This window comes from Micromonospora sp. DH14, from assembly GCF_029809455.1.
Lineage (GTDB): Bacteria > Actinomycetota > Actinomycetes > Mycobacteriales > Micromonosporaceae > Micromonospora > Micromonospora parva.
On sequence record NZ_JARVKT010000004.1, the window covers coordinates 158,806 to 179,686 of the forward strand.

Consider the following 20,881-nt stretch of genomic DNA (forward strand, 5'->3'; position numbering starts at 1 on the left):
CGCTTGACGCGCTTCCGGTTCTCGGGAAGAGACGGCTCAGCTCGGGACGCTCAGCGCGCCGAGGGCACGACCGGCCTCCCGGGCGGACTGCAGGGCCCCGGCGTGCATCTGGGCGGCCTGGTCGACGAACGCGTCGAGTGCCGGGTTGACCCCGACCAGGGTGAACTCGCGTTCGACGACGGTGAGGTCGGCGCCCCAGCAGTCACCGATGATCCGGCGCAGGTACGGCGTCGAGTGGTCCCAACCCTCCCGAGGCGTGCCGGCACCGTACGCGCCACCACGCACCGTGGCGAGCACTGTGGGCTTACCCGCCAGGAACGGCTCCGTGGTCGCCCGCGGGTCCGCGAGCACCACGTCGACGTACGTCTTGAAATGCTGGGAGACGCCGAAGTTGTAGAGCGGCACGGCGAACAGCAACGCGTCGGCGGCCCGCAACTCGTCCACCAACGTCGCGGCGAGGGCGACCGCCTCCCGCTGCTCGGCGGTGTGTTCCTCGGCCGGCGTCATACCGGCGGACACGGCCGACGAACCTCGGTGGTTGACCGACCACGAGCGCGACGCCTGGCTTGCGCTGGCCAAACTGATGTTCAATCTGCCGAGCGCCCTCGACGCCCAACTCCTGCGGGACAACCACCTCACGCTGTTCGACTACTTCGTGCTCAGCGGCCTGTCCATGGCGCCGGGGCGAACCATGCGACTCAGTGACCTCGCCAGCCACCTCAGCTGCTCGCTGTCCCGACTGTCGAACGTCGTCAAGCGCGGGGTGCACCGCGTCGTCCGTTCCGCCCGGGCGGAACTGAACCCCCAGGTCACGGCGTCCCCTTCCGGGCCGCCCGGGTGATCGTCGTACGCATTGCCGAGCAGATCGTCTGCGTGGAATATTATCTCCCAGCCCGAGCATTCAACTGAGCGACGACCGGCACCAGACACCGGCCGCGACTGGGTTCAGAGCGCGAGTGACCGCACTGCTCGCGCGAGTCGGGATGGGGAACATCAGATGATCATGGAGATCGGCATCGTCCTCGACGCGTCACGGTTGGCCCGCGCGCCGCTGGAGACAGTCGAACTGGCCCGCCTCGCCGAGGAACGCGGCCTGGACCTTGTGGTCGTCGCCGACGCGGCGACCGGGACATCAGCCGGCCTGGACCCCTGGACCGCGGCGGTCTGGCTCGCGGGATCGACGCGCCGGATCGCCATCGGGGCGCCCGCCGGCGCCACCACCGCTCCCGATCCGACCGACCCGCAAGCGCAGTACCCGAGCGTGATCGCCAAGGCGCAGGACAGCATCGACCTGCTGGCGCAGGGGCGGATCATCTCCGACCCCTCAGGCTGGGTCGTCGCGCCACGGGGTGCGAAGCCGGAGGAGCTGGCCAGCCTCGCCGAGGCCGATCTGCCCGTCGTGGTCCCGGTGGATTCGCGCGAGGACGTCGAACGCCTCGCAGCGCTCACCGCCGGAGGCGACCACCGCAGCGGCGTACGCCGACGCTCGGCGGCGGTGCGCGCCCAGCGCAAGCCCGACATCGACTACGACGGCGTACCAGCGTCACTCGCCGACACCGCTGTCGAACCCGGCGATCCGCGGTACCGCTCCCTGTCCTCCACCTATCTGCGCGGCGGTGCTCCCGGGCTCGTACTGCGGCCCTCGACACCGGCCGAGGTGTCGGACGCGATCGAGTTCGCCCGGCGACACCGGCACCTGCCCCTCGGCATCCGCAGCGCCGGCCACGGCATCAGCGGCCGATCGACAAACCGGGGCGGCCTGGTGATCGACGTGGGCGCCATGAACACCATCAGTGTGGTGGACCCCGCCCGCCGGCTCGTACGCATCGGCCCCGGAGCGACCTGGAAGCAGGTCGCCGAAGCCCTGACCCCGCACGGGTGGGCACTCGGCTCGGGCGACTACGGCGGCGTCGGCGTCGGTGGGCTCGCCACCGCGGCCGGAATCGGCCTGCTCTCGCGCAACCACGGCCTGACGATCGATCACCTCCGGTCGGTCGACCTCGTACTCGCCGACGGACGGCAGGTGCGGGCGAGCAGAGAGCACAACCCGGACCTGTTCTGGGGCGTACGGGGAGCGGGCGCCAACTTCGGTATCGCCACCTCGTTCGAATTCGAGGTCGACGAGGTGGGCGAGGTCGGCTGGGCACAACTCGTCCTGCTCTCCACCGACATCGAGCAGTCGCTGCGCCGCTACGCGGAGCTGGCCGGTTCGGCACCACGGGACACCACGGTCTTCCTCGTGACCGGGCAGCCGCGTGCGGGCACGTCGACCATCCAACTCTTCGCTGTGGTCGACAACCCGGATCCCGACACCGTCGTGGCGCGCCTGACACCGTTCCTGGAACTCGGGGCGCTCGCCGGTCAGCAGGTGGTGATGACGCCGTACTCGGGAGTCATGGGCAACGCCGCCGACGTCGGGCCGAACGGCCACCAGGGATTCGGCGAGCCGAACTCGCGGTCGGCCTTCCTGCCCACACTGACCCCCGAGTTCGCCCATGATGCCGCGGCGATGCTCCGCACCGGGGGCGTCTACTTCTTCGAGCTGCGGGCCATGGGCGGCGCGATCGCCGACGTCGCACCGGGCGAGGCGTCCTTCAGCCATCGGACGCCGGCATTCCAGCTGACGGCGATGGGCCAGAACAATCAGCGCCTCAACGCCGTATGGGAGCCACTGCGTCAGCACTTCGACGGCCTCTACCTCAGCTTCGAGACCGACCGCAGTCCGGAGCGGCTGCTCGACGCCTTCCCGGCACCGGTGTTGGAGCGCCTTCGAACACTCAAACACCGCTACGACCCGGACAACCTCTTCCGGGACAACTTCGCCATCGACCCGCAGACAACGAAGGAGGCACAGGCATGACCGACTACGGACACGACCTGCTCTTCGGCGCTTTCATCACCCCCGCCGCACAACAGGCCCGACAGGTCGTCGACCTGGCGGTCGCCGCGGACCGGGCCGGCCTCGACCTCGTCAGCTTCCAGGACCACCCGTACCAGGCGTCGTACCTGGACACGTCGACCCTGCTCGCCTTCGCCGCGGCCCGCACCGAGCGCGTCCACCTCAACGCCAACGTCACCAGCCTGCCGCTACGGCCACCGGCCGTCCTGGCCCGGGCCGCCGCCTCGCTCGACATCCTCAGCGGCGGCCGCCTCGAACTCGGCATCGGCGCCGGTGCGTTCTGGGACGGCATCGCCGCCATGGGCGGACGCCGGCTCGGCGCCGCCCAGGGCGTCACCGCGCTGCGCGAAGGGATCGAGATCATCCGCGAGATCTGGGACACCACGGCCCCCGGCGAGGTGAGCTACGACGGGCAGTACTACTCGGTCAAGGGCGCCCGACGCGGACCGCGTCCCGCCCACGACATCCCGATCTGGGTCGGGGCGTACAAGCCCAAGATGCTCGCGCTCACCGGCGCGGTCGCCGACGGCTGGCTGCCCAGCATCGAGTACCTGCCCCGGGGCGCCGACTCGATCCCCGAACTCAACGCGCGAATCGACGGCGCGGCGCACGACGCCGGCCGCGACCCGGCAGCCGTACGACGGCTGATGAACTTCATGAAGGTCCAGCTCTCGTCAGCCCCACGTGGGCTTCTCAACGGCCCGCCCGCCGCCTGGGTCGACCAGATCGTCGACCTGGCGCTCCGGGGCGGCATCAGCGCCTTCATCATCGGTGGGGACGACCCGAGCGTCATCCAGCGTTTCGGCGCCGAGATCGCACCTGCCGTACGAGAGGCCGTCGAGCGGGAACGCACGGCCGGCGCAGTCGCCCGGCCGCCCAGAGCGTAGGAGCCGCGAGGTGGGGTGGGCAGCCCGGAGAGGTGATCGCCGGGCCGCCCCGGTGGTGAGCCACGCGGGGCGGCCCGGCGATCAGCCGGTCAGAGGCCGGCGGCGTGTGCGGCGGCGGTGCCACCGACCACGGGCAGGACGATGTTGCTGCTCTTCAACGCGACCTTCAGGTTCGCGGCGGTGGTGTCCGCCTGGCTGGAGTACTGCGGGTAGCTGGCCACGATGATCACGCCGATCCGGTGGCCGGGCTTGAAGACGTAGTCCTCCGGCAGCAGCGGGAAGCTGAAGTTGTACGACTCCCCCGGCACCAGCGGCACCGCGACGCGGATCGACTGCCGGTTCTGGGCGTCCATGATGCCCTTGGTGACCAGCTCGTAGTCGGCGGTGGCCACCCGCTTCGCCGTCTGCTTGTAGCAGCCGTCGTCGGTCGGGCTGCTCTCGCCCCAGCAGTCCGACGTGTCCAGGGTGATGATCCCCTCGCCGGAGGCCCGGTGCGCGACCCGCTCGTCGGTGCCGTAGTCGACCAGGATGGCCCCGAGGTTGGTGTCGGTCTGGTCGGCGGAGGCCCGCAGTTGCACGGTGGGCGTGCCGGAGATGTGCAGCGGCGCGGTCAGCGGCGCGGAGAGGAACGCCAGCCGGTTGGGCTGCACCACGTCCGGGTTGAGGATCATGGTGTTCTGGCTCTGCGTGCGGCTGTCCTGGAACGCACCGGTCGCCGGCTTCGCGGTGGGCACCAGCCCGAGTCCGCCCGCGCCGGTGGTGCCGGGCTGCAGGAACACCTCGGTGTCGGCCTTGCCGGGGATCGGCCAGTCGGCGTGGGTCTCCCACACGTCGGCGGAGCGCTCCAGGTCCACCCTCGGCTCGTCCATGATGCCGTTGGCGACGCCCTGCAGCCAGAAGTCGAACCACCGGTGCAGCGTCGACACCCACACCGCGCGGCGCGAGTCGAACGGGTCGACGTGGCCCTCCTGCGACAGCCACAGCTTGCGCGGCACGTTGTTCTCCGCCAGGGCGTACCAGAACTTGCTGAAGTGGTCCGGGCGGACGTTGTCGTCGTTGAGGCCGTGGTAGAGCAGCACGCTGGCGGTGACGTTGGGGACCTTCTTGACGTAGCTGCGCTCGTTCCAGAAGGACGTGTAGTCGCCGTGCTCGTCGCCGTCGGCGGCGCCTATCGCGTCGCGTACCGGCTTGCAGTAGTCCCGACGCTCGGGGTTGGTGACCGTGTTGGCCAGCGACGACACGTAGCTGTTGCCGCGGGTGACCACGCCGTTGCTGCGCACGTAGTCGTAGTACTCGGTCGGTCCGCTGATCGGCACGACGGTGGTCAGGCCCTTCACGCCGGTCACCGCCGTCGCCATGGCCAGCGAGCCGTCGTACGACTTGCCGATCATCCCCGTCTTGCCGTTGTGCCAGTCCGCCTTGACGATCTCACCGGCGGCGTTGCGGGCGGTGGCCCGGCCGTTGAGCCAGTTGATGGCCTGCTTGGCGCTCAGGTTGTCCTGGTTGGCGTTGGTGGTCGGGCAGCCGGTGGAGTTGTTGGTGCCGACCATGTCCAGCAGGATGACCGCGTAGCCGCGCGGCACGAAGTAGTTGTCGTAGAACAGCGGCCACTTGTCCAGCAGCCCGTCACCGTCGAGGTCCGCCTTGCACTCGGACTCGTTGCCCCGGCAGACAGTCGAGTAGTAGGGGCTGGCGTCCATCACGACCGGGGCCTTGAGCCCCTGCGCGGTGGCCGCCGGCCGCATCAGGTCGAACGCGATGATGTCGCGCAGACCGTCGTTGTCGCTGTCGAAGGTGGAGTCGATGAAGAGGCGTTCCCGAATGGCGTCGGCGTAGCCGAACACCGGCTGGGTGACGCCGTCCTGGACGACGATCGACGGCGGGCCGTCCGCCGCCAGCGCCTGCGGTGCCGCGCCGAGGGCGGCGAGCACTGTCGCGGACAGTACGGCCACGCCTCTGCGCCACCGCGTTCCCACTGTAGCCATGCATTCTCCTTGATGTGTCCGAGGCTGCGTACGCTACGAGCCGGCGGCCGGTGCCACCACCTGCACGTGTAGGAAGTTCGTCGGGTGTGCTTCGACGGGGTGCGTCAGTCGCCCGGCGGGCAGCCGTGCGGCGGGCACGGCAAGACCCCGGTGCGACGCCGACCGGTGCCGGGCCGGCGTCGCGCCGGGGTGTCTGGGTGACGGGGCTACGGCTGGCCGGCCAGCACCAGCTCCCGCAGCCGCCGGTCGAGGGTCGGGGCGTCCAGGCCACCCGGCCAGCCGCGCAGCAGTGCGCCACCCTTGGCCACCAGCACGACGGCCGGCGGCTCCCGCACCGCGTACGAACGCCAGATCGTCTGCTGGTCGTCCAGGACGACCGGATACTCCACCTGGTGGGCGCGCAGGTAGTCCTGGACCTCGTCGGCCTGGTCCGCGCCGGCCACCCCGACGAAGACCACCCGGTCCCGATAGCTGCGGGCCAGTTCACTCAGGGCGGCCTGGCGACTGGCGCAGGTGGTGCACCAGGAGTTGAAGAAGGTGAAGACGACGGGGCGCTGCGCCCACAGTTCGGCGGCGGCGAACGGTGTGCCGTCGGTCAGCGCGCCGGTGAACGCCGGGGCGGCCGGGGCGGTGCCGGGCGCCGGGCGCAACGCCAGGTCGGCGGGGACCGGCCCGGGCAGCGCCGCCGCACCACCGGCGGGCGCCGGCGGGGGCCCGGACTCGGGTGTGGGCGCGCTGCATCCGCCCAGCAGCGCCACCGTCAGCAGCAGCGGCAGGAGTGCCCGCCTCATGACGGGACCACCGCCACCAGCGCCGGACCCTCGCTGCTGTCCGACGTCAGGTCGAGCGCCGGCCGGCCGTCCACCTCCAGCCGGTAGGAGGCCCGCTGCGGCACGCGCACCGCAACGGCGAACTCGCAGTAGGTGGGCATGCGCTCGACCCCCAGGTCCTCGGCGAAGGCGGCCACCGCGGTTCCCGCCGGCAGCTGACCGCTGGCCACCGCCGCCCCGTCCGGGTCGAGTACGCGGTACGGCGCCCGGTTGTGGAAGTGCGTGTACGGGCCGGTGCCGGCGCAGTCCACACCCGCGGCCCGGATGTTGATGTCGCGGACCAGGACCCGGACGGTCGTCGGGGAGACCGCCTCCTGGGTGGCGCCGACGGCGCCGCAGCCGGTCGCGCCGGCCAGCAGCAGGGGCAGCAGAGTCATGATGCTTCGCCGCACGTCATCCTCCTTCGGCCCGCCTGCCGGGTCCGCGGCGGCCTATCGCCGCGGACCCGGCAGGGCCGGGGTCAGCCTCGGACGTCGGTCAGGACTTCTCGACCCGGCACTGCTTGGTCACCGTCTTCGTCGGGTCGCTCTCCGAGGTCGCGGTGAGCTTCACGAAGCCGGTCTCCGCAGCGGCGGCGGTGGCACCCACCGACACCGTGACCGTGGTGGCCTTGCCGAACTGCGCGGTGGCAAGCCGGTTGGGCAGCCAGGTCCGCCAACCCTTGCCGGCCACCTCCGCCGACAGGCGGTAGACGTCCGACTTCAGGTACGCGCTGACGTTCTCCGGGTGCTGCTGCCCGCCGGCCGAGTAGGTACCGGTGTTGGTCAGCTCGAACGAGCAGGTCACGCCGCGGTTGGTGGGCTTGCCGCCGCTGGTCACCTCGCCCTTGCCCAGGTTCACGCCGTGACTGCTCGGCCCGCCGGTGCCGTCCAGGGAACGCACCGCCACGGTGTAGAACAGCGAGCCGGCCGCGTCCCGCTTGAGATCGATGATGTAGAAGTGCAGCCGGTTGGCCTCGTCGACGTACTCGTACTGGCTGCCGGTGTCCGCGCCGGCGTGGAACAGCGCGTCGGAGAGCTGCCGGTAGTCACCCATGGTGATCTTCTGTGGGGTGCCGTCGGGCCGGTAGAAGTCGATCATGTCGATGTCCTGCGGGTTGGCGTCCACCACCCACTGGAACGGGGCGCTGTCGGCGTTCTTCGTCTTGCTCAGCAGCACGCCGCTGTCCGGGGTGAAGGAGTCCGCGCCCATCCGGTCGACGACCTCGACCGTGTAGTTGTTGAAGTTGCCGCCGTCGCAGAGCGGGTCGGTGCTGACCGCACAGGTCGGCGACAGGTCCTTGTTGAGCGCGATGTTCACGCCACTCAGACCCTTCGGGCCGGCGTCGACCGCCCGGGCCGTGACCTGCGCGACCACCAGGCCCGAGGAGGCCAGCGACTCCCGCGACAACCGCAGCACGTGCTCCTCGCCGACCAGCCCGATCTTGATCTTGTCCCGCAGGGTGTGCAGCGAGCCCATCGAGCCACCGTTTGTCGGCGGGATCTGCCAACGGGTGTGCGGACCGCCCGGGCCGTTGAACGACCCGCGCGACATCATGCTCCAGATCCCGGTGTACGCCCGGCGCAGCGGCTCGCCGTACGGGTTGTTGTAGTTGTCACCGATGCCGAGCAGGTGGGACAACTCGTGGGCGTAGACGCCCATGCCGGAACTCTCGCCCTGCGTCGAGGAGCCGCCGCCGGCGTTCGGCCACAGCGTCGCCGCCGCCTTCCACGAGGTCCAGTCCACGTAGCGGGTCTTCGCCCAGTTCGGCAGGTTGGGGTCCGGCGGACCCCAGGCGTCCGGCACGTCCTCCTTGTTCTGGAAGATCATCTGCCCGAACTCCTGCCAGGTCGACGACTCGTCCTGGCCGGCGCTGAGGATGAACACCAACTCGTACTGGTTGGCGACCTCCTCGCCGACGGCCGCCCGCCAGGCGCCCAGGCCGTCGGTGCGGATGTTCTTGCCGCACACGTCCCCGCTCGGGCAGGCACCCGGGTTGAACCCGTTGTCCAGCCCGTACTGGTAGGACTTGGCCGGCATCTGGTACGGCCCGAACCCGGTGAGGTCGACGCCGTAACGGCCGTTGGAGTCCTGCATCCAGTACTCGTGCAGGGTGTGGCCCTTGTTCAGGGTGTTCGGGGTGTTCAGGAAGTCCTGGTAGAACTTCGGCACGTCCACCCGGGGAATGTTCGTCGCGACGGACTGCGGGTTGCCGAACACCGTCGAGCGGGCCCGCTGGGACACCGCGAACGTCTCATCCGGATAGTCGAGCGCCACCAGGGCGATCTTGAAGTTGCGGACCGAGCCCGACACGCTCGGGTCGGCCCAGTTCTTGCCCGGCACAGCCTTGTAGTCGTTCCAGGTCATCGTGTCCGGGTTCTGCCAGGCCTGCGGGTCCAGGACCTGGAACGGCGCGGTGCCGCCGGCCGGGTTGGCCGGGGCCGCGGCGGCCTGCGCCGCCCCGGTCGCCACCAGGGTGGTCACCACGGCTGCGGCCAGTACGGACCGCCTCAGCCGGGTTCGATGGGGGGTAGCACGGTGCACGGAACCACCTCTCGTCGGAGGAAAACGCGGCGCTGGCGTCCCGGTGGGGGTACCGCGCGACACCTGTCAGCAGGCCGCGCAGCGAATCTAGGAGGGCGGGCCGGTGCCGGTCACCGTGCAGATGTCGGCAGGTGGGCCGGCGACTTCCGACACCTGAAGGACCGGCGCGCCCGATGGCTCAGCCACTGCCGGCCCCGAACGCCGGACCGGCCGTCGCCGTGAGGGCCCGCAGCACGTCGCGGCGCACCCCGTCCACGGCGGTGCCGGACAGGGGTCCGCGCGGGGGGCGGCACCGTCCGCCGAACCGCCCGGCGCACTCCATGGCCAGCTTGACCGCCTGTACGGCTTCCGGCCGGGAGGCCCAGCCGAGGATCGGGTGCAGCTCGGCGTAGAGCGGCAGCGCCCGGGCCAGGTCGCGGGCGGCGCACAGCTCGTACAGGCGCACGGCCTGGCGGGGCAGCGCGTTGGGCAGGGTGGCGACCCATCCGGTGGCGCCGCACAACACCAGTTCGAGCACCACGTCGTCGGCACCGACCAGCACGTCCACGTGCGGGCAGAGGTCCCGCAGCCGGTGCAACCTGCGTACGTCGCCGGTGACCTCCTTGACCGCGACGATCCCGTCGATCTCGGCGACGGTGGCCAACAGGTCCGGCGTGAGGTCCAGCCGGGTGTCGTACGGGTCGTTGTGGGCGACCACCGGCAGGCCGACCGCCGCCACCTCCCGGTAGTGGGCGACCACGTCGGCGGGCCGGGCGGCGGGCCCGTCGGGCGGCCGTGCCAGCACGCCGTCGGCGCCGACCGCGGCGGCCTGCTCCGCCCAGTGGCGGGCCTGCCTGCTGCCGTAACCGCCGACGCCGGGCACCACCGCGCAGCCGGGTGGCGCGGCCTGCACCGTCGCCTTCACCACGGCGGCCCGCTCGTCGTCGGAGAGTGCCCGGTACTCCCCCATCGACGCGCACGGCGCGACCCCGTGACATCCCTCGGCGGCGAGCCAGCGGACGTGTTCCTGGAGCTGGTCGAAGTCGACCGACAGGTCGGCGCGGAACGGTGTGGTGATGGCGACCAGCACGCCCCGCCAGGGCCTACCAGTTCCCACTCGGATATCCCCTCCCCGCCGGCAACGCCCGTCATCGTGACCGCATCGTGCGCGGGGCACCGGTGCGGTCCGTACCGGAACCTTAGGAACGTCTGTCATCCCCGGTCTTCGGACAGATGCCGGAACAGTCGCGGTGCCGTCCGTCCTTATGTCGCGACTTCGACAGTGGACCTTGCGCAATGGCCCATCCGCACCGGAGGGTAAGGACTGACGGTCGCGCGATCCCTGTCACGCAGCGCAACCATGGGAGATACATGCACGGTGAGCTCCAGCGAATCGTCGACGCCGTCGCCGCCCGGGTGGGGCGACCCGCCCTCATCGAGGACCGGCGGCAACGGGTGGTCGCCTACAGCGAGCACGACGGCCCGATGGACGACGTCCGCCGGATGTCGATCCTGCGTCGGCAGACGACGCCGGAGGTGATCGCCTGGTTCCGGGGAAAGGGCGTGCTCACGGCGCGCGCACCGATCCGCACCCCGGCGTGCGCCGAGTTGGACCTGCTGGCGCGGGTCTGCGTGCCGATCCGGCACGACGACCTGCTGCTCGGGTTCGTCTGGTTCATCGACGCCGACGGTTCGATGACCGATGCGGACATCGCCACCGCGGCTGGCGCCTTCGCCGATCTGTCCCTGGCCCTCTACCGGGAGAACCTGCTCGGTGAGCTCGCCTCACAGCGGGAGACCGAGGCCACCCGCACCCTCCTGGTGGAGGGCCGGCAGGCGCGGGAGCACGCGGCGCGGGCACTGCTGGACGAGGGCGTGGTGGCCGCCGACGGGTCGACCGTCGCGCTCGTCGCGCAGCTCGTGCCGACCGGTGGGCGGCAACCCGACGAGGTGGCCCGGATCGCCCTGGAGCAGGCCCTGGTCACCACCCGCCGGTGGATCGGCGTACGGGAGACGCTGCACCTCGTCTGGCACGACCACGGGGTGCTGCTGGTCTGCGGCGACCGGATCGCCGGCCGCCCCACGCCGGAGGCCTCCGCCGCGCACCTGGACGCGGCGCTGAGCACCGCGACCCGGGGTCTGGCGTCGGTGGACCGGACCGTGACCGGGATCGGCCAGCCCCGCGCCGAGCTGTCCAGCGCCGTCGCGTCCTACCAGGAGGCCGCCCAGGCGGCCCGGGTCGGCACCCAACTGCCCGCGCTCGGCCGGGTGATCTCCTGGGCCGGCCTGGGCATCTACCGGGTGTTGTCCCAGCTGGACAGCCAGCATCTGGACGTCGCTGGTGTCCATCCCGGGCTGGAGCGGCTGCTGCGCGACGACGCCCACCAGGTGCTGCTGGAGACCCTTGAGGCCTACCTCGACCTGGCGGGCAACGCGCACGCGACCGCCGAGAGACTGCGACTGCACCGGACCACGCTGTACTACCGGCTGCAGCGGGTGGAACAGCTCGCCGGGACCGACCTCAAGGACGGCAACGAACGCCTGTGCCTGCACCTGGCCATGAAGCTCGGTCGGCTCACCGGCCACTACCGCACACCGTGACGCCGCCCGCCCGTGGCGCGGCCCGCGAACAGCGACGCGACCGGGCGGGCGGGCGGGCGGTCCTCGTCACACCAGGCGGGTCATCCAGCCGTACGGGTCGGCGGCCCGGCCGTACTGGATGTCGAGCAGATGCCGGCGCAGCCGCATGGTCACCGAGTCCTCGGCGCCGGCCTTCGGAGCCGTCACCTCGCCGCCGTCCCAGACCAGACGCCCGACCGGCGTGACCACGGCGCCGGTGCCACACGCGAAGACCTCGGTGATCGCGCCGGACGCCACGCCCTCCTGCCATTCCCGGATCTCCACCGGGCGCTCCTCGACCTCCAGGCCCAGGTCCTTGGCGAGGATGAGGATCGACCCCCGGGTGACGCCCTCGAGGATGGTGCCGAGCTCCGGGGTGATGATCTTGCCGTCGGCGGTGATGAAGTAGAGGTTCATGCCGCCCAGCTCCTCCACGTAGCGGCCCTCGGCGGCGTCCAGGAAACAGACCTGCTCACAGCCGTGCTCGGCGGCCTCGACCATCGGCGCCAGGCTGGAGGCGTAGTTGCCGCCGCACTTCGCCTCACCCGTGCCGCCGCGCGCCGCCCGGGTGTATTCGGTGGAGAGCCAGATGGAGACCGGCTTGACACCACCGGAGAAGTACGCGCCGACCGGGCAGGCGATCACCATGTAGGTGATCTCCTTCGCCGGGCGGACCCCCAGGAACGGCTCGGACGCGAACATGAACGGTCGCAGGTAGACGCTGTACTCGTCCTCGTCCGGCACCCACACCTGGTCGGCCCGGACCAGTCCCTCGACCGAGGCCATGAAGTCCGGCACCGGCAGTTCGGGCAGTGCCAGCCGTCGGGCGGACCGGGCGAAGCGCTCGCCGTTGGCCTGTGGCCGGAACGACCAGATCGAGCCGTCGGCGTGCCGGTACGCCTTCATCCCCTCGAAGATCTCCTGCGCGTAGTGCAGCACCGCCGCGGCCGGGTGCATGAGGATCGGGCCAAAAGGGATGATCTCGGAATCCTGCCAGCCGCCGTCCGGCCTCCACACCGCCCGTGCCATGTGGTCGGTGAAGTAGGTGCCGAACCCCGGATTCGCCATGATCTCGGCTCGCCGCTGCGCGCTGGCCGGGTGCGGATTCTGCTGCAACGGGAACGGCAGGCTCATGGGCCGGGTCCTCTCAATGGCCGCATCCCTGGGCGCTCAGTCATCGAGAACGAACACGCAGGGGAAGTTTGTCGGATGACAGGTGCAGAATACCGACCGTATTGTCGCCGGTCATAGGCAGACTGCGGCGACGCGGGAGGGACGGTGCGCCGGTGAGCCGGGGTGACGAGCGGATCGTCGCGGCCGCCGACAGCGCCGCCCGCCAGGTGGTGGGCCGGGTGGTCGTGTGTGCCGGCACGGACCTCGTCGACGTCGACGACATCCGAACGCTACTGGCCCGGCAGCCGCGCTTCGCGCAGCGGCACTTCACTGCGGGTGAGCGCGCGTACTGCCTGCTCGAACGCGACCCGGCGGAACGCTTCGCCGTCCGTTTCGCCGCCAAGGAGGCGGTGTTGAAGGCTCTCGGCACCGGCCTGAGCGGGGCGGCGCTGCGCGAGATCGAGGTGGTGCGCCGGCCCTCCGGGCAGCCGGAACTGGCCCTGGCCGGACGCGCGGCGGCGCTCGCCGAGGCGGCCGGCGTCCATTCCTGGCTGATCACCCTGACGCACAGCCGACATCTGGCGCACGCCTTCGTCGCGGGCGTGGGCCAACCGACCTGAACGGCTTCCTATTACTATTCGTCCAAGTTGGACATACGGCTCATACCATTTGATTGACCGTCGATGCCACATTGTTGACTTTAGCTATTCGGTGTGGAGGTTCAACGCTGGCCATCAGCCGATATTTACCTCGCAATCGGGCAAAACAAGGGGCAGTCAAGATCGGCAATACTGTTAGTCATTCCTGTCTATATCCCAGATACCGAGAGTCGTTTGACGGACCCGGATCAGCCCCAGAGGATTTCGATCAAGCGGTTCCTCGGGGGATGGGCAACAGTCGTGCATACTTCGAGGTGCATCACGGGTGGGACGCCGTAACGGCGTCGATGCTGCTGCCGAGGGGATATTGTGGAACCACGCACGCTCTCTCAGCTCCTGGAATTCGAGCGTCGCATAGTGCCGGCCGCCGGCCTGGTCCGCGCGGCCCAGATCCGTGGCGACGGCGATCAGGCCCTCGCGCACCTCGACCAGCTCTGCCGTGACATCGAGCAACTCGCTCCGCTGATGCCGACGCGCCAGATCGAGGCCACGGTCCACGACTTGCGTGCCTGGTCAGACTCCGGCTTCCTGGAGAAGCCGGCCTTCGACGCGACCCGTGACACCGTTCCCGCGCCGGAGGACGGAGAAGCCGCCGCCTTCGTCGGACCGGTCACCCTACCCAACGGCGACGGCTCCCGCGGCGCCTTCCTCGAGGCGTTCACCGTCGTCCGCCAGGACCCGGACTGCACCACCGAACTTCAGTCGCGCTATCCGCACGACAAAGCGGTTTTCCAGTCGACCCGACTCCTTTCCGCCTCCCCAGGATTGCGCGACGGAAACTGCGTCGTCTTCTTCCCGGAGAACATTCCGACGGCCACTCCCACGGTGGATCAGTCGTTCGCCTGGTTCTTCTTCAACCGGCACACCGCCATCTACGCCCGGACGCTGGAAATCGTGGCGCGGCTCTGCGGCGTCGGCTCCCCGTTCGCCGACGCGAAGGTGCTGGCGTCCGCCGACGTCGACCCGGAGGACGTCTATCAGGCGCGCTGCGTCTGGGGCTACCTGCACGACTACTACCACCACACCGGGCCCCGTCCACTGGATCAGCACCTGGCGTTGAAGACGAAATGGCGTCCCGGTCTCGCCGAGGAGCTCAAGGTCGACCTGAAGTCGGCGATCGCCTGCCACGAGGAGTCGGTGCCCTACGGCGACATCATTTTCGAGTACATCATCCTGGAACGGCTCTTCCGCTACCCGGCCGAGCCACGCCCGTTGCGCAACTTCGACTCCGGGACCGGTTTCGCCCTCGGCACCTGGCTTGCCGAGCACGGCCTGTTCACCATCGGCGACGACGGCCGGCGCAGTCTGGCCGGCAAGGCGGAAATCGTCGCGTCGGCCAAGGAACTCGTCCGGACGATCGAGGAATTCGAGGCGGTCACCGACGACGAGTCCTATCGCGAGAAGGTCACCGATTTCCTGTACGAGAGATTGCTACTGGAGCCGGAGAGCAAGGCGGACAGGTACGGCGGCCCCCGGGCATCCCTGAGCCTCTGGGGCAGTGAGGTCCATGTCTGACGGGATCCTGACCATCACCGACCGTGCCGTTGCCCTTCGCGATCCCGGGTTCTGCCGGTTCCACACCGACAACACCGCGGCCGTCGACTGGTCGGCCGAGCGCGGCTGGTCCGACCTCTCCGTTGCGCCGTACGCCCCGATGACGATGGATCCCGGCACCCTCGTGCTGCACTATGGACAGAGCGTCTTCGAGGGCCTGAAGGCGTTCCGCCAGCCCGACGGCTCCGCCGCGCTGTTCCGCCCCGCCGACCATGCCCGCAGGCTGGCCCGGTCGGCGCGTCGGCTGGCGATGGCCGAGATGCCGGCCGACCTGTTCCTGGACGCCTGCGCTCAGCTCGTCGCCGCTGACGACGGCTGGCTTCCCGAGGAGCCGGGCCAGGGCCTCTACCTGCGCCCGTTGATGATCGCGACCGAAGCCGAGTTGGGGCTGCGCGACTCGCGGCGCTACCGGTGCACCTTCCTGGCGTACCCGGCCGACCCCTGCTTCGGCCGGGCCTTCACCCCGATCTCCGTGCTGACCTCGGCAGACACGGTACGCGCGGTGCGCGGCGGGATGGGCGAGGCGAAGTGTTCCGGCAACTACGCCGCCAGCCTGCTGACCCGCAAGCGGGCCCAGGCGCGCGGCTACGACGAGGTGTTGTGGCTCGACGGCCTCGAGTTCCGCTGGGTCGAAGAGCTCAGCGGCATGAACGTCTTCTTCGTCTGGCGCGACGACGACGAGCGGCACGGCGTGCGGCTGACCACCCCGCCGTGCCAGGGGACGATCATGCGGGGCGTGACCCGCGACTGCGTCATCACCCTCGCCGGTGAGCTCGGCATTCCGGTCACCGAGGAGCCGACCCCGATCGACGCCCTCATGACCGGCGCCCGGTCCGGGCGACTCGTCGAGATGTTCGCGTGCGGGACGGCCGCCGTGGTCGTGGCGGTGGGCCGGATCGCCGACGGAGACGACGACGTGACGATCGGGGACGGGCAGGAAGGCGTGGTGACCGCCCGGGTGCGGCACACGCTCATGGAGATCCAGCACGGCAGCCGCCCGGACACCCACGGATGGCTGCGGAGCGTACGCAAAGACCTTGCATCCGTTCACAGCTCGACCGACCGACAGTAAGGGAGATGGCGGATGCCTGACGCCAACGGCCGTTCCACAGCGGGTTCCAGCTCAACCGAACTGCCGCACGTCACCACCATCCACACGCTCGGGCCGACCGGCACCAACCTGGAGAAGGCCGCGCACCGCTGGTTCGCCGACCGACAGCGCCCGGGCCGGGTGGTCCTGCACGCCGAGGTCGAGGATGGGCTCGACGTCATGACGTTCGACGGCAGCGAGGCGATTCTCGCCTGTGCCGTCTATCCGCGCCTGCACGACCTGGTGTTCGGCAACCTGCATCGGCTCACGATGGCCGACAGCTTCATCCTGGACACGTACGACATGGTGCTCGCCGCGCGGCCGGGCCAGCAGTCCGTCACCACCATCGTCACCCATCCCGCCCCCAGCTGCCTGGTGACGAATCGGGGCACCATCTCGTACGCGAGCAGCAACTCGGTGGCCGCCGCCGCCTGCGCCGCGGGCGACTACGACGCCTGCGTGACCACCGACCGCGCGGCCCAGGCCCAGGGGCTGCGGACGTTGGAGAACTTCGGTCCGGTGCCGATGGTGTTCACCCTGCACGTGGGGAAGGCCGGCGCCGCGTGTTGATAGTCGTCCAGCCGCTCTCGGCCGGGATCCAGCTGGCGAGCCGGCTGGTGGCGGCCGGTGTCCCGTGCCTGATCCCGACGCAGTTTCCCGACCTGCTGCCGGCGGAGGTCCACTCCGGCGCGCGCGTCGTCGACTGGCATCCGGACCACGGCGTCCCCGCTCTGCTGGCGCTCGTCGACCGGCTGGGGGTGACGCCGACCGGCGTGATCGCGGGCTTCGAGTACACCGTCGGCCCGGCGGCCGAGCTGGCCCGCGCCCTCGGGCTGCCGGCGCTGAGCCAGGACACGGCCGAGGCCGTCCGGCAGAAGGACGTGATGCGGGAGCGCTGCGTCAAGCACGGCATCGCCGTCCCGGCATCGATCACGATCTCGGCCGACGACGTGGGCGAATTCCCCTTCGCGTTCCCGGCGGTCGTCAAGCCGGCCGACTGGGGCGGCAGCCTGATGGTGCGCCTCGTCCGGGACGCGGACGAATACCAGCGCGCCTGCGCAAAAATCCACCGGTACGGCGAGGTCAAGTTCCACCACGATCCGCGGCGGGTCGCCCTGGTCGAGGAGTACGTCGAGGGCCCCGAGTTCTCCCTGGAGGGCTGGGTGGACGCGGCCGGGCTGCATCTCGTCAGCATCACCACGAAACTCGTCAGCGCGCTGCCGCAGTTCTTCGAGATGGGCCACGTCGCCACGCCGCCGCGGAGCTCGCCGCACGGACAGCTGCTGCACGAGTTCGCCGCGCAGGTGGTCGCCGCCTTCGACATCACCGTCGGGCCGTTCCACATCGAGACCCGCATCGCCGCGGACGGCCGTCCGGTGCTGATCGAGGTGGGCGCCCGGTTGGCCGGCGACTGCATCCCCGAACTGATCATGGCGGGTCCCGGGGTGGATCTCTACCTGGCGACGGCTGAGGCGGCTCGCGGCGGCCGTTACCCGGACGAGCCGGTCTCGTCGGCGAGCGCCGGGGTCGCCTTCGTCACCACCGATCGGCCGGGCGCCTTCGCCGGCAGTGTGTCCGGCATCGAGCCGTTTCTCGATGTCGACGAGTTCGACCGGATCGTCTTCGAGGCCGAGCGCGGCGCCGCGCTCGATCCCGACGACATCTTCCACAACCGGGTCGCGCAGGTCTATTTCGTCGGCGATCCCGGCCGGGTCGAGTACCTGGTCGGCGCCGTGCTCCGCGACGTGCGGGTCGATATATCCGACAAGGAAGGCAGCTGATCGTGAGCAAGGACAACGATCTGATCGTCGAGGCGACGACCGCACCCCGTTCGAAGCCGGCGGCCGACGCGCCGACGCGCCCGGGCGGCGTTCTGACCGATCACGCGTACTCGATGCGGTGGAGCAGGCGGCGGTCCTGGCAGGGCATGGTCATCGCCGACCGGGACGCGCTGCCGTCCGTACGGCCCACGTCCTCGGCCCTGAACCACGGGCAGGCGGTGTTCGACGACCTCGCGGCCTACCGGATGACCGACGGGTCCGTGTCGGTGTACCGCCCGGACAGCCACATCAAGCGGCTCAACAACGGGGCCCGGCGGATGGCGCTCCCGCAACTCGACTTCGACCGCGTCTGGCTCGCGATCCGCCGGCTCGTGGACCTGGACGAGGCGTGGATCCCGGCGCAGCCCGGGTCGGCGCTGCTGCTGCACTCCGTCCTGGCCGGCAACGGCTCGTCGCTCGAGGTCGCCCCGGCCGAGGAGTGCCTGTTCACGATCGTGGCGAGCCCGCTGACCCGGCCGGCTCCCAGCGACGTGCCGGTGCGGGCGATGGTGGTGAACGACTACGTGCGGGCGTGGCCGGGCGGCACGGGCGACATCAACGCCGTCGGCAACTACGGGCCGGGGCTGGTCCCGCGGGAGATCGCCGCCAACTACGACTACCACCACGTGCTGTGGGTGGGCGGCGATCCGGAGCGCACTGTCCAGCAGATCGGCGCGATGAACGCGTTCTTCGTCATCGACGGCGTCCTGACCACGCCGTCGCTGGACGGCACCGTACGGCCGGGGATCATCCGCGACTCGATCATCAAGCTGTCCCGTGACGCCGGGACCGTTGTCGACGAACGGCCGGTTCCGTTGGCGGAGGTGTTGCAGGGCATCAGCGACGGCCGGATCACCGAGTGCTTCGGCACCGGGACGGTCGAGGGCGTCGTGTCCATCAACGGCCTCGGCTATCGCGGGGAGGAATACCGACTGCCCGGCAGTGTCGCCGTGGCGTCGCACCTCCGGGAGGTGCTCGGGGGCCTGCACCGCGGCGAGGTGATCGACCGGTTCGGCTGGATGCGCCGGCTCACCGAAGTGTCGACCGTCCACGCCTGACCACGGCAGCGCAATCCGTCAGGAGATCTAGATCATGGCCTACGTCGTCACCGATGCGTGCATCGGGTGCAAGTACACCGACTGCGTGGACGTCTGCCCGGTCAACTGCTTCCACGAAGGCCCGGAGATGCTCTACATCGATCCGGAGGAGTGCATCGACTGCAACGCCTGCGTTGCCGAATGTCCGCCGGAAGCCATCTGGGCCGATGTCGAGCTGCCCGAGGACAAGTTCGAGTGGATCCTGATCAACGGTGAGATGAGCCAGCAGTACCCGGTGATCTACCAGAGCGACGCCAATTCCGTCAGCAAGAAGTCCGCCTCATAAGGGATGGGATCGACAGACATGACTACCATCGAGAACTCGTTCATGCTCGGTCTCGATTCGAACTTCTACCTCAAGGACGACTTCGAGAGCCCGGAGAAGCGGACCAACGTCACCTGGTTCTACCCGAAGATCTGCGGCTTCCAGGACGCGCTGCGGACCGAGCAGGAGAAGGCGGAGTACTTCTCCTTCCTCGACCGTCAGACGCACCCGCAGCAGACGGACATCCTGCTGTACTTCCACATCCCCTTCTGCGAGGCGTTCTGCAACTTCTGCGCCTGCTTCAAGGAGTCCTCGGCGAAGTACCAGGGCGAGCAGCGGGTGCGGTTCGTCAAGGCCATGGTGAAGGAGATCGAGCGCAACGCCCGCTCGGCGTACTTCCAGGGCACGAAGATCAAGTACGTGCAGTTCGGCGGGGGCACGCCGTCGGCGCTCGACCAGGAGTCGATGGCGACCATCATCCAGGCCGTACACCGCGAGTTCGACCTGAGCGAGGTCGACGGGATCTCGTTGGAGGGCAGCCCGCTCGGCCTGTCCACGGACGGCTACATCGAGATGCTCAAGTCCCTGGGGATCACCCGCATCTCGTTCGGCGTGCAGACGCTCAACGAGGAGATCCGGCGCAAGCTGACCATCAAGGCCACCGTCGAGCAGGTCTACCAGACGGCGGAGAACATCCGTAAGGCCGGCATCAGGACCTTCGCGCTGGACCTGATGTACAACCTCGCCGGTCAGACCGACGAGATCCTCGCCTCCGACATTCACGGCATCTGCGCCGAGCTGCGCCCCAGCTTCGTCCAGACGTACCGGTTCAACCAGTGGGAGGGCACCCGGCTCGACAAGCAGATCCGGGCCGGCAAGGTGAGCGACGTGTTGCCGTCCGGCAGCATCGAGCGGGTTCAGTACCGCCAGATCAAGGAGAGCCTGGCCGACTACGGGTACGACAAGCAGCTCCTGATCAATTTCTTCACCCACCTCGACGAGACCGGCCCGATCGGGCTGGACCACGCCTGCGGCGGCAACGGCTACCGGGCGAGTTACACCCTGGGCATCGGCCCGGCCGCCGAGAACTACATGGGTGAGCGCAGCTACCGCAACCACACCAACGTGGACCGCTGGATCAAGGATGTCGAGGACGGCATCATCCCGATCGAGCAGGGCCGGATCTGCAGTGAGGACGAGGTCGAGAACCGGGTGATGGTGTTCTTCCCGGTCTTCGGCACCGTACGCAAGGCGGACGTCGCCAACCTGGAGAAGTACCGCCGGGAGATCAACTGGATGGTCGAGAGCGGGTACGCGATCGAGACCGACGAGGACATCACCCTCACCGAGGTCGGCCGGGAGAACGCCGGCAACATCGCCTTCCTGTTCTACTCCGACGAGGAGAAGGCACGGGCCCGGCGCACCATGTACCTCTCCCTGAAGAACAAGCGCAACCCGTTCCACCAGGACGAGATGAACATCCCCCGCACACCGGTCTTCCTGCAGTCCAAGCTGGCGACCCGGCCAGCCGACTCCAGCACCGCGCCGAAGGCGGGCTGAC

19 protein-coding genes are annotated in these 20,881 nt (G+C 69.8%); 12 read left to right on the forward strand and 7 right to left on the reverse strand.

Going from position 1 to position 20,881, the window contains the following annotated elements:
* Nucleotides 1-36: 36 nt before the first annotated feature.
* Complete coding sequence (locus QCZ28_RS08190; protein WP_279515999.1) at nucleotides 37-519, reverse strand: NAD(P)H-dependent oxidoreductase; 483 nt, start codon at nucleotides 517-519, stop codon at nucleotides 37-39.
* A 19-nt stretch (nucleotides 520-538) separates the two neighbouring features.
* Here QCZ28_RS08190 and QCZ28_RS08195 point away from each other — a divergent pair, with 19 nt between their 5' ends.
* The 3 genes from QCZ28_RS08195 to QCZ28_RS08205 all read left to right on the forward strand — a co-directional run bounded on the left by QCZ28_RS08195 (nucleotide 539) and on the right by QCZ28_RS08205 (nucleotide 3,786).
* Nucleotides 539-841 (forward strand): hypothetical protein, encoded by a 303-nt coding sequence (locus QCZ28_RS08195; RefSeq protein ID WP_279516000.1) that lies wholly within the window; start codon nucleotides 539-541, stop codon nucleotides 839-841.
* A 156-nt stretch (nucleotides 842-997) separates the two neighbouring features.
* Nucleotides 998-2,860: an LLM class flavin-dependent oxidoreductase gene (locus QCZ28_RS08200; protein ID WP_279516001.1), complete on the forward strand. Its 1,863-nt coding sequence runs from the start codon at nucleotides 998-1,000 to the stop codon at nucleotides 2,858-2,860.
* Nucleotides 2,857-3,786: an LLM class flavin-dependent oxidoreductase gene (locus QCZ28_RS08205; RefSeq protein WP_279516002.1), complete on the forward strand. Its 930-nt coding sequence runs from the start codon at nucleotides 2,857-2,859 to the stop codon at nucleotides 3,784-3,786. The genes QCZ28_RS08200 and QCZ28_RS08205 overlap by 4 nt, the downstream gene beginning before the upstream one ends.
* 89 nt (nucleotides 3,787-3,875) lie before the next feature.
* Here the strand turns inward: QCZ28_RS08205 and QCZ28_RS08210 are convergent, their stop codons facing one another.
* From QCZ28_RS08210 to QCZ28_RS08230, 5 genes are all read right to left on the reverse strand, one after another.
* Nucleotides 3,876-5,771, reverse strand: a complete 1,896-nt coding sequence (locus QCZ28_RS08210; RefSeq protein WP_279516003.1) for a CocE/NonD family hydrolase — start codon at nucleotides 5,769-5,771, stop codon at nucleotides 3,876-3,878.
* A 206-nt stretch (nucleotides 5,772-5,977) separates the two neighbouring features.
* The gene (locus QCZ28_RS08215; protein WP_279516004.1) at nucleotides 5,978-6,562 is read right to left on the reverse strand and encodes a redoxin domain-containing protein; all 585 of its coding nucleotides are present in this window, start codon (nucleotides 6,560-6,562) and stop codon (nucleotides 5,978-5,980) included.
* Nucleotides 6,559-6,993, reverse strand: a complete 435-nt coding sequence (locus QCZ28_RS08220) for a hypothetical protein (protein WP_156057442.1) — start codon at nucleotides 6,991-6,993, stop codon at nucleotides 6,559-6,561. The genes QCZ28_RS08215 and QCZ28_RS08220 overlap by 4 nt, the downstream gene beginning before the upstream one ends.
* A gap of 85 nt (nucleotides 6,994-7,078) precedes the next feature.
* Nucleotides 7,079-9,124 (reverse strand): M6 family metalloprotease domain-containing protein, encoded by a 2,046-nt coding sequence (locus tag QCZ28_RS08225; RefSeq protein ID WP_279516005.1) that lies wholly within the window; start codon nucleotides 9,122-9,124, stop codon nucleotides 7,079-7,081.
* A 178-nt stretch (nucleotides 9,125-9,302) separates the two neighbouring features.
* Nucleotides 9,303-10,220, reverse strand: coding sequence for a dihydrodipicolinate synthase family protein (locus tag QCZ28_RS08230; RefSeq protein ID WP_279516006.1), 918 nt, complete (start codon nucleotides 10,218-10,220; stop codon nucleotides 9,303-9,305).
* A 254-nt stretch (nucleotides 10,221-10,474) separates the two neighbouring features.
* Between QCZ28_RS08230 and QCZ28_RS08235 the strand changes: the two genes are divergently transcribed.
* Nucleotides 10,475-11,704 carry a helix-turn-helix domain-containing protein gene (locus tag QCZ28_RS08235; protein ID WP_279516007.1) on the forward strand — a complete coding sequence of 410 codons (1,230 nt, stop codon included), beginning with the start codon at nucleotides 10,475-10,477 and terminating at the stop codon, nucleotides 11,702-11,704.
* A 66-nt stretch (nucleotides 11,705-11,770) separates the two neighbouring features.
* Here QCZ28_RS08235 and QCZ28_RS08240 read toward each other — a convergent pair whose 3' ends face one another.
* The gene (locus tag QCZ28_RS08240; protein WP_279516008.1) at nucleotides 11,771-12,856 is read right to left on the reverse strand and encodes a branched-chain amino acid aminotransferase; all 1,086 of its coding nucleotides are present in this window, start codon (nucleotides 12,854-12,856) and stop codon (nucleotides 11,771-11,773) included.
* A gap of 152 nt (nucleotides 12,857-13,008) precedes the next feature.
* On the opposite strand from QCZ28_RS08240, the gene acpS reads away from it, so the two are divergent.
* The 8 genes from acpS (at nucleotide 13,009) to QCZ28_RS08280 (ending at nucleotide 20,880) form a co-directional block, all read left to right on the forward strand.
* On the forward strand, nucleotides 13,009-13,455 hold the full coding sequence (acpS, locus tag QCZ28_RS08245; RefSeq protein WP_279516009.1) for a holo-ACP synthase: 447 nt from the start codon (nucleotides 13,009-13,011) through the stop codon (nucleotides 13,453-13,455).
* 348 nt (nucleotides 13,456-13,803) lie between these two features.
* A complete protein-coding gene (locus QCZ28_RS08250) occupies nucleotides 13,804-15,009 on the forward strand; it encodes a DUF6421 family protein (protein WP_279516010.1) in 1,206 nt (401 codons plus the stop codon).
* On the forward strand, nucleotides 15,002-16,120 hold the full coding sequence (locus QCZ28_RS08255) for a branched-chain amino acid aminotransferase (protein ID WP_279516011.1): 1,119 nt from the start codon (nucleotides 15,002-15,004) through the stop codon (nucleotides 16,118-16,120). The genes QCZ28_RS08250 and QCZ28_RS08255 overlap by 8 nt, the downstream gene beginning before the upstream one ends.
* A gap of 12 nt (nucleotides 16,121-16,132) precedes the next feature.
* Nucleotides 16,133-16,708 carry a hypothetical protein gene (locus tag QCZ28_RS08260; RefSeq protein ID WP_279516012.1) on the forward strand — a complete coding sequence of 192 codons (576 nt, stop codon included), beginning with the start codon at nucleotides 16,133-16,135 and terminating at the stop codon, nucleotides 16,706-16,708.
* Complete coding sequence (locus QCZ28_RS08265) at nucleotides 16,702-17,919, forward strand: ATP-grasp domain-containing protein (protein WP_279516013.1); 1,218 nt, start codon at nucleotides 16,702-16,704, stop codon at nucleotides 17,917-17,919. The genes QCZ28_RS08260 and QCZ28_RS08265 overlap by 7 nt, the downstream gene beginning before the upstream one ends.
* Before the next feature lie 2 nt (nucleotides 17,920-17,921).
* Nucleotides 17,922-19,016, forward strand: a complete 1,095-nt coding sequence (locus QCZ28_RS08270) for an aminotransferase class IV (protein WP_279516014.1) — start codon at nucleotides 17,922-17,924, stop codon at nucleotides 19,014-19,016.
* Nucleotides 19,017-19,050: 34 nt separating this feature from the next.
* Nucleotides 19,051-19,341 carry a ferredoxin family protein gene (locus QCZ28_RS08275; protein ID WP_279516015.1) on the forward strand — a complete coding sequence of 97 codons (291 nt, stop codon included), beginning with the start codon at nucleotides 19,051-19,053 and terminating at the stop codon, nucleotides 19,339-19,341.
* An 18-nt stretch (nucleotides 19,342-19,359) separates the two neighbouring features.
* Nucleotides 19,360-20,880 (forward strand): radical SAM protein, encoded by a 1,521-nt coding sequence (locus QCZ28_RS08280; RefSeq protein ID WP_279516016.1) that lies wholly within the window; start codon nucleotides 19,360-19,362, stop codon nucleotides 20,878-20,880.
* Nucleotide 20,881: the final 1 nt, after the last annotated feature.

Bases quoted from the DNA above. Each gene is read 5' to 3' on its own strand.
- QCZ28_RS08280 (WP_279516016.1), top strand. From the start codon at position 19,360: ATGACTACCATCGAGAACTCGTTCATGCTCGGTCTCGATTCGAACTTC.
- QCZ28_RS08255 (WP_279516011.1), top strand. From the start codon at position 15,002: ATGTCTGACGGGATCCTGACCATCACCGACCGTGCCGTTGCCCTTCGC.
- QCZ28_RS08235 (WP_279516007.1), top strand. From the start codon at position 10,475: ATGCACGGTGAGCTCCAGCGAATCGTCGACGCCGTCGCCGCCCGGGTG.
- QCZ28_RS08275 (WP_279516015.1), top strand. From the start codon at position 19,051: ATGGCCTACGTCGTCACCGATGCGTGCATCGGGTGCAAGTACACCGAC.
- QCZ28_RS08210 (WP_279516003.1), bottom strand. From the start codon at position 5,771: ATGGCTACAGTGGGAACGCGGTGGCGCAGAGGCGTGGCCGTACTGTCC.
- QCZ28_RS08240 (WP_279516008.1), bottom strand. From the start codon at position 12,856: ATGAGCCTGCCGTTCCCGTTGCAGCAGAATCCGCACCCGGCCAGCGCG.
- QCZ28_RS08215 (WP_279516004.1), bottom strand. From the start codon at position 6,562: ATGAGGCGGGCACTCCTGCCGCTGCTGCTGACGGTGGCGCTGCTGGGC.
- QCZ28_RS08205 (WP_279516002.1), top strand. From the start codon at position 2,857: ATGACCGACTACGGACACGACCTGCTCTTCGGCGCTTTCATCACCCCC.
- QCZ28_RS08200 (WP_279516001.1), top strand. From the start codon at position 998: ATGATCATGGAGATCGGCATCGTCCTCGACGCGTCACGGTTGGCCCGC.
- QCZ28_RS08260 (WP_279516012.1), top strand. From the start codon at position 16,133: ATGCCTGACGCCAACGGCCGTTCCACAGCGGGTTCCAGCTCAACCGAA.